This window comes from Natronococcus jeotgali DSM 18795 (genome assembly GCF_000337695.1).
Lineage (GTDB): Archaea > Halobacteriota > Halobacteria > Halobacteriales > Natrialbaceae > Natronococcus > Natronococcus jeotgali.
In genome coordinates, this window is the sequence record NZ_AOIA01000115.1 from 24,869 (window position 1) to 38,775 (window position 13,907).

Annotated in this window: 12 protein-coding genes; 8 read left to right on the forward strand and 4 right to left on the reverse strand. The window is 67.0% G+C overall.

What is annotated here, in order from left to right; genetic code table 11:
• The first annotated feature begins 3 nt into the window (after window positions 1–3).
• From C492_RS12035 to C492_RS12050, 4 genes are all read left to right on the forward strand, one after another.
• Window positions 4–1,236 carry an HD domain-containing protein gene (locus tag C492_RS12035; protein ID WP_008423907.1) on the forward strand — a complete coding sequence of 411 codons (1,233 nt, stop codon included), beginning with the start codon at window positions 4–6 and terminating at the stop codon, window positions 1,234–1,236.
• Between the two features lie 51 nt (window positions 1,237–1,287).
• Window positions 1,288–2,310: an amidohydrolase family protein gene (locus C492_RS12040; protein ID WP_008423909.1), complete on the forward strand. Its 1,023-nt coding sequence runs from the start codon at window positions 1,288–1,290 to the stop codon at window positions 2,308–2,310.
• A gap of 223 nt (window positions 2,311–2,533) precedes the next feature.
• Entirely contained in the window at window positions 2,534–3,364 is an 831-nt protein-coding gene (locus C492_RS12045) for a thioredoxin domain-containing protein (RefSeq protein WP_008423911.1), read from the forward strand.
• Window positions 3,365–3,455: 91 nt separating this feature from the next.
• Window positions 3,456–4,172, forward strand: coding sequence for a ferredoxin--NADP reductase (locus tag C492_RS12050; RefSeq protein ID WP_008423913.1), 717 nt, complete (start codon window positions 3,456–3,458; stop codon window positions 4,170–4,172).
• 305 nt (window positions 4,173–4,477) lie between these two features.
• Here the strand turns inward: C492_RS12050 and C492_RS12055 are convergent, their stop codons facing one another.
• Window positions 4,478–5,122, reverse strand: coding sequence for a hypothetical protein (locus C492_RS12055; protein WP_049893036.1), 645 nt, complete (start codon window positions 5,120–5,122; stop codon window positions 4,478–4,480).
• A gap of 196 nt (window positions 5,123–5,318) precedes the next feature.
• On the opposite strand from C492_RS12055, the gene rqcH reads away from it, so the two are divergent.
• The 3 genes from rqcH to C492_RS12070 all read left to right on the forward strand — a co-directional run bounded on the left by rqcH (window position 5,319) and on the right by C492_RS12070 (window position 9,054).
• Entirely contained in the window at window positions 5,319–7,472 is a 2,154-nt protein-coding gene (gene rqcH / locus C492_RS12060) for a ribosome rescue protein RqcH (RefSeq protein WP_008423916.1), read from the forward strand.
• A gap of 441 nt (window positions 7,473–7,913) precedes the next feature.
• Window positions 7,914–8,672: a DUF7344 domain-containing protein gene (locus C492_RS12065; RefSeq protein ID WP_008423919.1), complete on the forward strand. Its 759-nt coding sequence runs from the start codon at window positions 7,914–7,916 to the stop codon at window positions 8,670–8,672.
• Entirely contained in the window at window positions 8,665–9,054 is a 390-nt protein-coding gene (locus C492_RS12070) for a DUF7521 family protein (protein ID WP_008423920.1), read from the forward strand. The genes C492_RS12065 and C492_RS12070 overlap by 8 nt, the downstream gene beginning before the upstream one ends.
• Window positions 9,055–9,102: 48 nt before the next feature.
• On the opposite strand, the gene C492_RS12075 is transcribed toward C492_RS12070, so the two are convergent.
• Both C492_RS12075 and C492_RS12080 read right to left on the reverse strand, forming a co-directional pair.
• Entirely contained in the window at window positions 9,103–10,248 is a 1,146-nt protein-coding gene (locus C492_RS12075) for an ABC transporter ATP-binding protein (RefSeq protein WP_008423921.1), read from the reverse strand.
• Complete coding sequence (locus C492_RS12080) at window positions 10,238–12,139, reverse strand: ABC transporter permease (RefSeq protein ID WP_008423923.1); 1,902 nt, start codon at window positions 12,137–12,139, stop codon at window positions 10,238–10,240. Before C492_RS12080 ends, C492_RS12075 begins: the two co-directional genes overlap by 11 nt.
• 111 nt (window positions 12,140–12,250) lie before the next feature.
• Here C492_RS12080 and C492_RS12085 point away from each other — a divergent pair, with 111 nt between their 5' ends.
• Window positions 12,251–12,565, forward strand: a complete 315-nt coding sequence (locus tag C492_RS12085) for a thiamine-binding protein (RefSeq protein WP_008423925.1) — start codon at window positions 12,251–12,253, stop codon at window positions 12,563–12,565.
• A gap of 75 nt (window positions 12,566–12,640) precedes the next feature.
• Here the strand turns inward: C492_RS12085 and C492_RS12090 are convergent, their stop codons facing one another.
• A complete protein-coding gene (locus tag C492_RS12090; RefSeq protein ID WP_008423927.1) occupies window positions 12,641–13,726 on the reverse strand; it encodes a thiamine ABC transporter substrate-binding protein in 1,086 nt (361 codons plus the stop codon).
• Between the last annotated feature and the right edge of the window lie 181 nt (window positions 13,727–13,907).

A 13,907-nucleotide genomic window follows, 5' to 3' on the forward strand; every position in this document is an offset into this window, starting at 1 on the left:
ACAATGAAGACCATCAAGGACAGCGTCCACGACCACATCCGAGTCCACGGCGTCGCCCGGGAGCTGCTAGACACGCCCGAGGTACAGCGCTTGCGCCGCATCGCCCAGCTCGGGACCGTCTCGCTCGTGTACCCCTCCGCCAACCACACCCGGTTCGAGCACAGCCTCGGGGTCTACCACCTCGCCTGCGAGGCTCTCGAGGGACTCGGCATCGAGGGGAAACAGGCCGAACGCGTCCACGCCGCGGCGATGCTCCACGACGTCGGTCACGGCCCGTTCAGCCACAACCTCGAGTCGCTGACCCACCGCCGAACGGGACGATACCACGACGACGTCCGCGAGCTGCTCGCGGACGGACGGGTCGGCGACGTCCTCCGAGAACACGACCTCGAGCCCGAGACGGTCGCCGGACTGGTCGCCGGGGAGGGGCGGTTCGGACAGCTCGTCTCGGGCGAGCTCGACGTCGATCGGATGGACTACCTCGTGCGGGACGCCCACCACACGGGCGTTCCCTACGGGACGATCGACCACGGCAGGCTCGTCCGAGAGCTGACGTTTACCGACGGCGAGCTCGTCCTCGCCGAGGGCAACGTCCAGACCGCGGAGAGCCTGCTGGTCGCGCGGGCGCTGATGAACCCGACGGTGTACAGCCACAGCGTCGCCCGGATCAGCAAGGCGATGCTCCGACGGGCCGCCGAACGACTGCTCGAGGCACCGGAGGCGGGCGTCGACGCCGAGATACTCCAGCGGATGGACGACTACGATCTGACGGTTGCGCTGCGTAACTGCGAGGCGACGAGCGCGTTCTCGCGGCGACTGGATCACCGGGACCTGTTCAAGCGCGCGGTCTGGGCCGAGATCGACGACGTCCCCGACGGAATCATCGAGGCCGACCACGAGGCGATCCGGAAGTTCGAACGCGAGATCGCCGAGCGGGCGAGCGTCGACCCGGCTCACGTCATCCTCGACGTCCCGAGCCGCCCCTCGATGACCGAGTCGACCAGTCGCGTGATGGTCAACGGCGAGATGCGTCGACTCGGCGAGCAGTCGCCGCTGGTCGGCGCCCTGCGGGCCGCCCAGTACTCCCAGTGGCGACTGGGCGTCTACTCGCCCGCGGAGCTCCGCGACCGGGTCGGCCGAGCCGCCGTCGACGTCCTCGGGCTCGACATCGAGGGCGCCCTGGTCACGGAGGTTCGGGACGGGGTGGAGACGACGCTGGACGAGTTCGTCGACTGATCGTCGATCGGAACGCGAACCGTTGAAGGGCGGGCCCGCCGACTCGTCGGTATGGAGCGAACCGGAACGATCCTCCGCGGGCGGGCGCTCGAGCCCGTCGAGGGACGGATCGTCATCAGTGACGAGGGACGCATCGAAGCCATCGAGGAGGAGTCGGTCGACAGTTCGGACGTCATCCTGCCGCCCTTTGTCAACGCGCACACCCACGTCGGCGACTCGATCGCGAAGGAGGCCGGCGGCGGGCTCTCGCTCGAGGAGCTCGTGGCTCCGCCCGACGGGCTGAAACACCGCCTCCTTCGGGAGGCCTCCCGCGAGGAGCTCGTGGACGCGATCGGCCGATCGCTGCGGTACATGCAACGCGGCGGAACCGCCGCCTGTCTCGACTTCAGGGAGGGCGGCCTCGAGGGCGTCGAACAGCTCGAGGACGCCGCCGCCGGGCTCGAGCTCGAGGCGCTGTCGTTCGCCCGCGGCTCGGTCGCGGCGATGGAGGCTGGCGACGGGTTCGGCGCCAGCGGCGCCAACGACGGCGACTTCGAGGACGAACGGGCCGCGACCCGCGAGGCGGGAAAGCCGTTCGGCATCCACGCGGGCGAGGGCGATCCGAGCGATCTCGACGGCGCGCTCGACCTCGAGCCCGACTTCCTGGTTCACGTCGTCCACCCCGAGCCGGACCACCTCGAGCGGATCGCCGACGCCGAGGTGCCGATCGTGCTCTGTCCCCGGTCGAACCTCGTCACCGGCGTCGGGCTCCCGCCCGCCGCGGAACTCGCCGAGCGGACGACGCTCGCGCTGGGCACCGACAACGTGATGCTCAACTCGCCGTCGATGTTCCGGGAGATGGAGTTCCTCGCGAAGTGTTCCGAGCTGTCGGCCGAGACGATCCTCCGGATGGCGACGGTCAACGGCGCCGAACTCGCGGGGCTGGACTGGGGCCCGCTCGAAGCGGGCGCGCCGGGGAAGCTGCTCGTCCTCGACGGCGACTCGGACAACCTCGTCGGAGCCCGCGATCCGGTTCGGGCCGCGGTGCGTCGCGCCGGCGTCGACGACGTCCGCGAGGTCGTCCTCGACCCGTAGCGCCGGGTCAGTCGGTTCCGATACCGGTCGACGGGACCGTTTTTCGATCCCATCTGGATAATGTATAACTATCCGTGACCGTATTAACCGGTCCATTTCGGTCGGTTAGCCGACCGATTATCGCCGAATGTATAATCCGAAATGAAGTTCGGTGAATTATATACTTCGTAACTAGTGACTTACCTGAATAGTAGTAATTCCGGAGAACGGAGTAGTCGAGCTCGTGACGCAAGACAACCGCACGAGACGACGCGTACTGCAGGTCGGCAGTGGAGCGGCCATTGCCGGGCTGGCGGGATGTACAGACTTCCTCTCCAGCGACGACGATGACGACGATTCGTCGAACGGCAACGGAGCCAACGGCGAAAACGGGGACAACGGCGAAAACGGCGGGAACGGAGCGAACGGCGACGACGAGAACGAGTCGGACCAGTCCACCGAGGAGGACGAACTCGAGGAGCCGAAGGGCGTGCTCGATCCGATCCCGACGCCGGACGACCCGAAGTCCGCGTTCCCGATCGCCGGCGAGGGAGACTCCCCGGTGACGATCAAGCTGTTCGGCACCTGGAAGTCGCCGGAGACCTCCGAGTTCGTGCTCGAGGAGTTCGTCGACCTGCTCGAGACCCACGTCAAGAAGGGGACGGTCGACCTCGAGGTTCACGCGGTCCCCTCCCTCGACGGGAAGGTGCTCCACGGCGACGACGGCCCGCGGCTGGCTCGAGCCGGGCTCGCCGTCTGGGACCACGATCCCGAGCAGTTCTGGGCGTTCGTCGAGTGCGTCGCGATCAACATCGAGACGGACGAGGAGTGGGCGACCCCCGACCGACTCGAGCGGGTCGCGAAGAAAGCGGACGTCGACGACCCCGAGGCGGTCTACGAGGCCGCCGCGGGCGAGGCCTACCAGGACGAACTCGACGAGACGGTCGAAGAAATCGAGAAGCTGTCCGTCGACGACGTCCCGCAGGTCAGCGTCGAGGGGACCGTCTACTCGCCGACGAAAGAGACCGACGAGCTGTACGCGGCGATCGAAGCCGCCGTCGACGAGAAGGCCTAACGGTCGACGCCGAGTCCCGCAGATCGGGTTCTTTTTTCGGGCCGCACGTGCCGACAGCACGGCTTAGTGGCTTCTGCCCGCAGGTGGTAGTATGACCCTGACGGCGACGGTCGCCGACATCCACCGGATGACGCCGGACGTGAAGCAGTTCCGGCTCGTCGCAGACGACCACCGCTTCGAGTTCGACCCGGGCCAGCACACCGCGGTCCACTTCGAAGCTGACGGCGAGGAACAGGCCCGCCCGTACACGGCGATAAACGCACCGGGGACGAACCAGCTCGTCCTGACGATCAAGCGCTACGACGACGGCACCGGGTCCGTCTACATGCACGAGCGGACGCCGGGCGACGAGGTCGAGGTCGAGCCGGTCGAGGGCAACCTCCACCTTCGCGACCCCGACCGCGACGCCGTCTTCGTCGCCACCGGGACGGGGATCACCCCGCTGTACCCGATGGTCAGGCAGTACGCCGAGGAGGGAACCGGGGACGCGACGCTCGTGTTCGGCGAGCGCGACCAGGAGCACCTGATCTTCCGCGAGAGCATCGATCAGCTGCGGGCGGGGACCGAAGCGCTGTCCGTGGAGTACGTCCTCTCGGACGCCGACGACGATCGGGCCTGGAACGGCAGGACGGGACACGTCCAGGACCACCTCCCGGAGGCGCTCGAGGACCTCGAAGACGCCGACTGCTACGTCTGTGGCGTTCCCGAGATGGTCGTCGAAACGGAGGAATTGCTCGCGGACGCCGGCGTCGACGAGGACCGAATCTTCACCGAAGGGTGGGAAAGCGACGCGGCCGACGAGGACTGACCCTCGGGTCACGACCCGTTCGAATCAGGTCTGATCGATGGTTAAAAATATAGTATTTCTTACGAAAATTTTATAGTGGTGTGACCTGAAGCATCAGGTGCCGACGTTCGTCGGCATCGATCACTCCCCCAGACAACCAGCGCCACACCCGCTGTACCTGATCCGGGCGCGCCGTCGGCATCCCCCCACTCCCGCCGCTCGACGCTTTCCCCCCACCTCGAGCGGACCGCCGACGGCGCACCCGCGCTCCCGTTTTCTCGTTCGGTAGAAATCCGAATAAAACGATTATGGACCGGATAAGCCGGTTACCCGTCGACCGTCGCCTCGAGTTCGAGCAGCCCGAGGTAGTCCGGCGCCGCCCCGCTCGTCCGGAACTCCGTGACCGTCGAGTCGACGAGCGCGTAGAACTCCGATTGGGTGTTCGGGATCATCGGCTCGCCGTCATCACGCAGCAGGTACGCCGGCGCGTTCGTGCTCCGTATCCGCCGTTGCTGTTCCTCCCAGGCCTCGCCGGCGTAGAGGAAGATCCCGAACGAGAACCGCCCCGCCGCCATCGCGTCGCGTTTGGAATCGAAGTGGTCGGATTCCTCGATCCGATACTCCTCGTCGCTCAGCCAGGCGATCGCCGCGGTGTCACCGGCCCGAAGCAGGTAGACGTCCCAGGAGAGCGTCCGGTCGAAGATCGCCCAGCCGTTTCGCGGCCCGATCGTGTCGAGCTGAACGCTAAAGGCCGGGCGACCGCGCGAGCCCGTCGGTTCGTGGACGAACGTCGCGTCGTGGCCGGGGATCCGGATCCCGCGGTCGTGGTAGGTGACGCCGTCGACCGGGAGATCGACCTCGAGCTCCTCGATCAGCGCGCGGACCGAGAGACCGCCGGACTCCTCGAGTCGCGAGAGAAACGACGGGAGCCTCGAGACGTCCGTCCAGACCGGCGCCTGCGGCGCGCTCATCGTCCCACCCCGTCGTCCGGCCGGAGTCGTCGACGTTCGCGTTCCGTCCTCGCGTCGGTTCCGCTCGGCGGCGAGCCTGCGGTGTCCATACTCGGCGGGAACGCGCTCGGCGCCGATGAGCCTTTCTGACCCGGGACGAGAGCCCGGGCCGAGCCGGAGCGACACGCCTTTTTGACCGGGCCGGGCAGGTAGAGGTATGGATCCAAAGCGGGAGCTTACGAGCGTCGACCTCGCGGCCCTCGTCGGGGAGTTCGGCACCTACGAGGGCGCGAAGGTCGACAAGGCCTACCTCTACGGCGACGACCTCCTGCGGCTCAAGATGCGCGATTTCGACCGCGGTCGCGTCGAGTTGCTGATCGAGGTCGGGGAGGTCAAACGCGCCCACACGGTCGCGCCCGAACGGGTGCCCGACGCCCCCGGCCGACCGCCGCAGTTCGCGATGATGCTTCGCAACCGCCTCTCGGGGGCGGACTTCGTCGGCGTCGAGCAGTTCGAGTTCGACCGCATCCTCGAGTTCGTCTTCGAGCGCGACGACGGCACCACCCGCATCATCGTCGAGCTGTTCGGGCAGGGGAACATCGCCGTCACCGACGGCGAGTACGAGGTGATCGACTGCCTCGAGACCGTCCGGCTGAAATCGCGCACCGTCGTCCCGGGTTCGCGCTACGAGTTCCCCGACTCGCGGACGAACCCGCTGTCGGTCTCGCGGGAGGCGTTCGACCGCGAGATGGAGGATTCCGATACGGACGTCGTCCGGACGCTGGCGACCCAGCTCAACATGGGCGGGCTCTACGCCGAGGAGGTCTGCACCCGCGCCGGCGTCGAGAAGGCACTGGACATCGAGGACGCCACCGAGGACGACTACCGACGCGTCTACGAGGCGATCGAACGGCTCGCGCTCGACGTCCGAAACGCGAACTTCGACCCGCGGCTGTACCGGGAGCCGATCGAGGAGGACGGCGAGAACGAGGCGGCGGACGAGCCCGTCGACGGCCCGGTCGTCGACGCCACGCCGTTCCCGCTCGAGGAACACGAGAACGCGGGCCTGACCGCCGAGAGCGCCGACAGCTTCCTCACGGCGCTGGACGACTACTTCTTCGAACTCGAGCTGGAAGACGAGGAGGAGCCCGACCCGACCGAGCAACGGCCCGACTTCGAGGAGGAGATCGCCAAACACGAGCGTATCATCGAACAACAGCAGGGCGCGATCGAGGGGTTCGAGCAGCAGGCCGAGGCCCAGCGGGAGAACGCCGAGTTGCTGTACGCCGAGTACGGGCTGGTCGACGACATCCTCTCGACGGTCCAGGAGGCCCGCGCGCAGGACCGCCCGTGGGACGAGATCGAACAACGCTTCGAGGAGGGGAAAGAACGCGGCATCGAGGCCGCGGAGGCGGTCGTCGGCGTCGACGGCACCGACGGAATCGTCACCGTCGAACTCGACGGCGAAAAGATCGATCTGGACGCCGGGCAGGGCGTCGAGCAAAACGCCGACCGCATCTACACGGAGGCCAAACGCATCGAGGAGAAGAAAGAAGGCGCGCTGGCGGCCATCGAGGACACCCGCGAGGACTTAGCGGACGCCAAGCGACGCCGCGACGAGTGGGAGGCGACCGACGAAACGGCCGACGGCGACGAGGACGACGAACACGAGGAGACGAACTGGCTCGAGCTGGCCTCGATCCCGATCCGCGAGAACGAGCCCTGGTACGACCGCTTTCGCTGGTTCCACACCAGCGACGGCTACCTCGTGATCGGCGGGCGCAACGCCGACCAGAACGAGGAGCTCGTCAAGAAGTACCTCGAGCCCGGCGACACGGTGCTCCACACCCAGGCCCACGGCGGCCCCGTCACGGTGCTCAAGGCGACCGATCCCAGCGAGGCGTCCTCGTCGGATATCGAACTGCCCGACTCGAGCGTCGAGGAGGCCGCCCAGTTCGCGGTCTCGTACTCGTCGGTCTGGAAGGACGGCCGCTACGCGGGCGACGTCTACGCCGTCGACTCGGATCAGGTCACCAAGACCCCCGAGAGCGGCGAGTACTTGGAGAAGGGCGGCTTTGCGATCCGCGGCGACCGAACCTACTACCGCGATACGCCCGTCGGCGCGGCGGTCGGCATCCAGTGCGAGCCCTACACCCGCGTGATCGGCGGCCCGCCCGCTGCCATCGAGGGCCAGGCGGAGACGCTGATCGAACTCGAGCCCGGCCGGTACGCTCAGGCCGACGCGGCGAAACGGCTCTACCGGCAGTTCCGCGAGGAGTTCGCCGACGAGTCGTTCGTCCGGAAGATCGCCAGCCCGGACCGCATCCAGCACTTCATGCCGCCGGGCGGGAGCCGGATCGCCGAGGAGTAGCGAGCTCACGCTCCACGGCCCCAACGACCAACTCGAGTGCTCTGACGAAAGAGCGCAATCGCTTCGGACCGCCAGACAGTACTCGAGCGGTCGTCAGATCAATTAATTATCCTGCGGTGGCGTGCGCTGGACGGCGGTGAGCGAAGCGAGACGCCGTCCGAAACTGCGCGAGGTCTTCGTGAGAAGCGCGAATGAAGGCTTGTCAGAGTGGACTCTGACAGGGGATGAGCGAGTGAGCGTAGCGCGGAACCTACGGTTCCGCGGACTTGAGAAGTTTGAACAACCACTGCTGAACCCACAGCGAGAATATTGCACGACGAGCCTGGTCAATTTGGGACGGTAGAGACCGCCCAATTCAGGAGAGACAACGAGTGATACAGCGCGAAGGTCTGGTTATCCTGTGACAACGCTATTTAGCCGTCGGAACTGAGTGGAGGAGTGATGACCGAGAGTGACACCTATTTGCGGAATCCGACGCTCGAGTGTATCGCGTCCCGTCACCGACGCGAGTGCCTTCTCGCCCTTAACAGGTGGGGATCGACGCTCCCCCTGAAGCAACTTGCCGCCTACCTTGCTGCCACGGAGCAGGAGACATCGTCGCTCGGTACAACAGAGATCGAGGCGATGCAGGTGCAACTCACTCACATCCATCTGCCAGCACTGGAAAGTGCAGACTTCATTTCGTGGAAAGAAGATGATGACGTCGTCCAAATTGCGACGCACCCGGCACTCGATGATCCACGGTTCGAACAGTTGCTCAAGATCGACGCCGACGATGTGGATGCGATACTCTCAGCTCTTTCCCACGAATATCGTCGGATCACGCTGACCGTCCTTGAAGCCGAACAGACGAAGTCGCGAACCGAACTGGCACACGAGATTCGCCACCGTCTGCCAGAAACGGTTCATCGTGAGTTGCCGTCAGCCGAGGAGATCGGCCTCTTGCTGCACCACGTGCATCTTCCGACCCTCGACGAGATCGACGTCATCGATTTTGACCCTGCCACTGATGACGTCTCCTTCAATGACCATCCCGTTCTCGAGCGGATCTTCGCGATTATCTTCGAACGTGACGACTCCGCTGTTGAGAAGCTGGACGGGTTCTTAGAAGGGCTTGCTGACTCCTACCAGGAGGCGAGTCGGGGAACGAATAGCAAGGCGGACTGGCCTCACTTCTGGAACGATCCGTACTATGGATAGCACGCTGGAATTGTGGGCGTACGTCCTTAGCAATATCGGGGCAGTCGCGGTTGGGAGTCTCTTGACCGCGCTGAGTTTCCTCGCGTATCGGCGAAACAGCGATCAGGCGTCGTATCGGTTTGCCACCCTGGGGTTCGGCCTGATCGTCCTGGGGACGCTCGTTGACCCGGCCTACTTCCTCTGGCTGTCGATCGAGTCTCGCTTGACGTTCACCGAGATCTTACTCCTTCAGGTCAGTGAAGACCTCTTGTTCGCGGCTGGACTCGGGCTGCTCTTCTATGCAATTCTCCGGTTCGATACTTCGACTGATTCGACAGCCGATAACCCTGCTTCATCCGAGGATGAGTTACTTTGGAACCAGCAGTCCCAGAACGATGATTAAGTACTCTATACGTAACGTCACCTCGAGCGAGCCGAACTCGAAATCCCCTCACGCGGTTCGATCGACCGCGACGACGCGTGCGTCCTCGGGGTCGAACCCGACGCGGACCTCGCCCGACAGCGGATCCCGCGTTCGGACGAGCAGTTCCCGCCCCCGCCACTCGAGGTGGGCCCGCGTCGTCTCGCCGAGGAACTCCGCGCTCCGGACGGTCGCCGTCGTCGCGTTTCGCCCGCTCGAGCCCGCCCCGTTCGCATCGACTCGCAGATTCTCGGGCCGCACGCAGAACGCGACCGCGTCGCCGACTGCGACCGTCCGATCCTCGAGAGCGACCGCGAACGTCTCCGACCCGACCTCGATCCGCGCCCGTCCGTCCTCGCTCTCGAGGACGGTCCCCTCGAGGACGTTGTTGTCGCCGACGAACTCGGCGACGAACCGGGTCCCGGGACGACGGTAGATCTCGCGGGGCGGAGCGACCTGCTCGGGCGTGCCGTCCCGCATCACCGCGACGCGATCCGAGATTGCCAGCGCCTCCTCCTGGTCGTGGGTGACGTAGATCGTCGTGATTCCGAGCTCCCGCTGGATCGCCCGCACCTGCATTCGCAGTCGCTCGCGCAGCCGGGCGTCGAGCGCGCTCATCGGCTCGTCTAACAGGAGCACGTCGGGCCCGGGCGCCAGCGCGCGCGCGATCGCGACCCGCTGTCGTTGACCCCCGGAGAGCCGATCGGGCTCGCGATCCCGCATTCCCTCGAGGTCGACCAGCTCGAGCAGTTCCCGGACGCGCTCGTCGTCCGAGACGCCCCCGGGCGGGTCGGCGAAGTTGAGCCCGTAGGCGACGTTCTCGCCGACGCTCATGTGGGGAAACAGCGCGTAGTTCTGGAAGACGACGCCGACGTCCCGGTCCTCGGGCGGGGTTCCCGTTACGTCCTCCCCGTGGAAGCGAACCGTTCCCTCCGTGGGCGACTCGAAGCCCGCGATCAGCCGCAGCGTCGTCGTCTTCCCGCAGCCCGAGGGGCCGACGAGCGTGAAGAACTCGCCCTCTCGAACCGACAGTGAGACGCCGTCGACGGCGGTCGTCTCGGCGTAGCGCTTCGCCACGTCGTCGAGTTCGACGGCGGTCGGTCGATCCTCGGTCGGCGACTCGGCGCTCGTCGCGTTCGATCGCTCGAGCGACCGACCGGACTCCTCAGATGCCAAAGCTCTCACCCCCGAGGCGGTCGATGATGGCGAAACTGATGCTCGTGACCACGAGCAGGACGACGCCCATTGCGGTCGCAGGTCCGAGCCGACGCCCGATGAAGCGTTCGATCGCGACGGGCATCGTGTACTGATCGGTTCCGGTCGCGAGGATCACAGTCGAGGAGAACTCGCCCATCGAGATGGCGACGACGAAGGCGGCGCCCGCGACGACGCCGGGCCAGACCAGCGGGAGTTCGACGTCGTACAGCGCTCGCGCCCGGGAGGCCCCGAGCGCGCGGGCCGACTCGACGAGCGAGCGATCGACGGACTCGAGGCCCGGCGCGACGGTCCGGACCACGAACGGGTAACAGGAGACGGCGTGGGCGGCGACGATCGCGGCAGCGCCGCCCATCGCGATCCGCCAGCCCGAGAGCTCGATTCCGAAGACGGGCCCCCGCAGCAGGCCGATCCCGACGACGATCCCCGAGACCGCGAGCGGGGCCATCGCCGCGACGTCGACGAGCTTGCGACCTCGATACTGTCGCGTCGTCAGCACCGAGACGACGACGCCCATCGGCAGGGCGAGCGCGAGCGCGCCCGCGGCGAACAGCAGGGAGTTGCGGATCGCGGGCCAGGGCCGGACCTGGAATGCCGCGGCGGTTCGCTGGCGCTCGAGCAGGAACCGGTAGTGATCCAGTGTGAGCCCGTCGGGCCCCGAGACGCTCGCGTAGAGCATACTGACGATCGGCGAGACGAAGACGACCAGTGCGATCGCGGCGTAGACGGCGATCCCGGCCCGCGGAAGCAGCTCGCGAACGGAGAGCGAGGGCGGCGAGAGCGGGCGACGCGGGAGCGGGCGCACGCCGCGCGAACGGACGACGTGGGCGGCCTCGTAGCGTAGGTAGCCGTAGAGGATCCCCAGCGTGATGAGGAGCTCGAGGATCGCCAGCGCGGCCGCCTCGGCGTACTCGAGGTCCCGGATCAGCCGGTAGACGAACACCTCGACGGTCGCCAGCTCGAACCCGCCCAGCGCCAGCACGATCGGGAAGGTGCCGAACGTGAAGACGAACGTCAACGCCGCGCCCATCAACACGGCGGGATACAGCTGTGGCGCGACGACGTCCCGGAACGCGCGGAACGGGCTCGCCCCGAGGCTGCGGGCGGTCTCGATCGCGCTCGCGTCGACGGACTCCCAGGCCGCGGTCGTCACCCGCGCGACCAGCGGCGCGTTGTAGAAGGCGTGGGCGACGAGGATCGCCTCGAGGCTGAACAGCAGTTCGACGGGGCCGAGCCCGACGAGCCCGAGCACCCGATTGAGCGTCCCGTTCTCGCCGAGCGTCGCGACGAAGCCGACCGCGACCATGATCGACGGGAGGACGAACGGAAGCACCGTCAGCGAGCGCAGCGTCCGTCGGCCGCGGAACTCGTAGCGCGCGAGGACGTAGGCCGCTGGCACGCCCAGCGCGACGCTGAGCAGCGTCGAGAGGGCGGCCTGGTAGGCCGTGAAGCCGACGATGCCGAGCCGACGGTCGGCAGAGAGCAGGTCGCCCGCGACCGCGAACGGGGACTCGCCGGCGAATAGCCGGGCGAGATCGCCGAAGTAGAACGGATCCCGCAGGAGCTCGAGGAAGACCGCGAGCGTCGCCCTCCCCTCGACGACGACGGCCTCGACGAACACCGTCGCGACGGGGTAGTAAAACAGCACGACCAGCAGGAGGATCGTTCCGAGGCCGAACAGCGCGATCGCCCGACGCTCGAGGCGGTCGCGGATCCCCCTCGCGCGTCGCCGATCGTCGGGATCGTCTCCCGATGGGGACTTCGATCGGCCCTCCGCCTCCGAGCCGGGCGTCGCCGGATCGACGGGCGCGCTCGCCCCGCCGTCGGTCGTCGGCTCGCGTCGATCGGTCACGCGATCACCTCCCCCCGCTCGCCCGTCCGTCCTCGCGTCCCGTCACGGGGCGACAACCCGGTGGTACCGCCGACCGAAACCACTACGTGGCGACCGGGGGAACGGACGCCCATGACGGTTTTCGCACTGCTTCGCGTGACGCCGATCACCGACGACGACGCGACCGAGGACGTCGCGGCCGCGATCGACGCCCTCGAGGAGTACGATGTCGAGTACGAGACGACCCCGCTGGCGACGACGCTCGAGGCCGAAGACGTCGAGGAGCTGTTCGCGGCCTGCGGGGCCGCCCACCGGGCGGTCGAGGGTAGCGAGGTGCAGACGCTGGTACAGGTCGACGACAGACGCGAGAAGTCGATGACAGCGGACGACAAGGTCGACGCCGTCGAATCGGAGTTGGGCCGCGAGGCTCGAAGCGACGGCGACTGAGTCGTCGCTCGCGGCGGTAGCTGATTCGCGACGCCCGCGGGCGGGCCGTCCGGAGCGCTCGGGGACACGGTTCGCTCAGTAGTCTCCCGCGGCGGTCTGTTCCCACTCGCCGAGCCACTCCTCGAGGTTCGCGTCGAGGGCGTCGTAGTCGAAGGAGGGTGCGTCGTCTGGCCGTTTGGCGTACTCCTCGTACACCTCGGGAAGCTCGGTCTCGTCGTTGACCGGGCCCGTCACGTTGCGCTCGGCGATCACGGCCTGCACCTCGGGATCGAGAACGAAGTCCATGAACTCGTGGGCCAGTTCGTCGTTCGTCCCGTCGGCGAACCGAGCCATGCCGGCGATGTTGGCGTAAGCCTGGTCGTGCAGCAGCGCGACCCGGTGTTTCTCGAGGTCGTTTCCGGCGCGCTCGGCGTAGACGCGGTCGTTCGCGTAGGAGGCGACGACCGGAACCTCGCCCGCCTCGAACTGCGCGTAGACCTCGCTCCAGGAGTCGAGGACGCGTGCGTCGTTGTCGAGGAGCTGCTCCCAGTACTCGAGGTACTCGTCCTCGCCGAAGTAGTCGATCGTCCACAGCAAGAAGAGCAGGCCCGTCGTCCCGCGCTGGGGATTCGAGACCGCAATCTGGCCCTCGTACTCGGGTTCGAGCAGGTCCTCGAACGTCTCGGGCTCGGGGACGTTCCGCCCGTCGTAGACCATCGCACAGAAGCTCCGGAAGGTCGGAATTACCCGGCCCTGCGGGTCGAAGTAGTGTTCCTCGTCGACGTTCGCGACGTGCTCGAGGGCGTCCTCGTCGGTCTCGACGAACAGCTCGCCGTCGGTGTTGTCGTCCGCGCGGACGACCTCGTGAGGGTTCAGCCCCAGGTAGAGCTCGGGCTCGATCTCGACGCCCTCGTTGTGGCGCTCGATGTAGTAGTTGAGTTCCTGGTCGGGCGTGTGCCACTCGAACTCGACGTCGTACCGGTCGGCGAACTCGTCGGCGATCCACTCGCCGGGGCTGTCGCTGGGCGCGTCGACGAACGCGGTGTTCGTCGCGACCCGGAGCACGTCCTCGTTGTCCCCGTTCCCGGTCGTACCGCCGTTCTCTCCTTTCCGTGAAATGCAGCCGGCCAGACCGAGCCCGGCGACCGCCCCCCCGCTCGCGAGAACCGTCCGTCGTCTCATTACCGAGTAATCACATCCGGTGGTACGTAAGAGTCGCGCTTTCGCTCCGGCTCAGTCCTCGGTCGGCAGCCGAACCGTCGGTCCGTCGGGGATCGGTTCCGACGCGTCCTCGAGCGCAGCGGCGGCCCCTCGGGTGTCGAGCGGCGGGCGGCGAGGACGGTACCTCGAGGGCGAGTTCCTC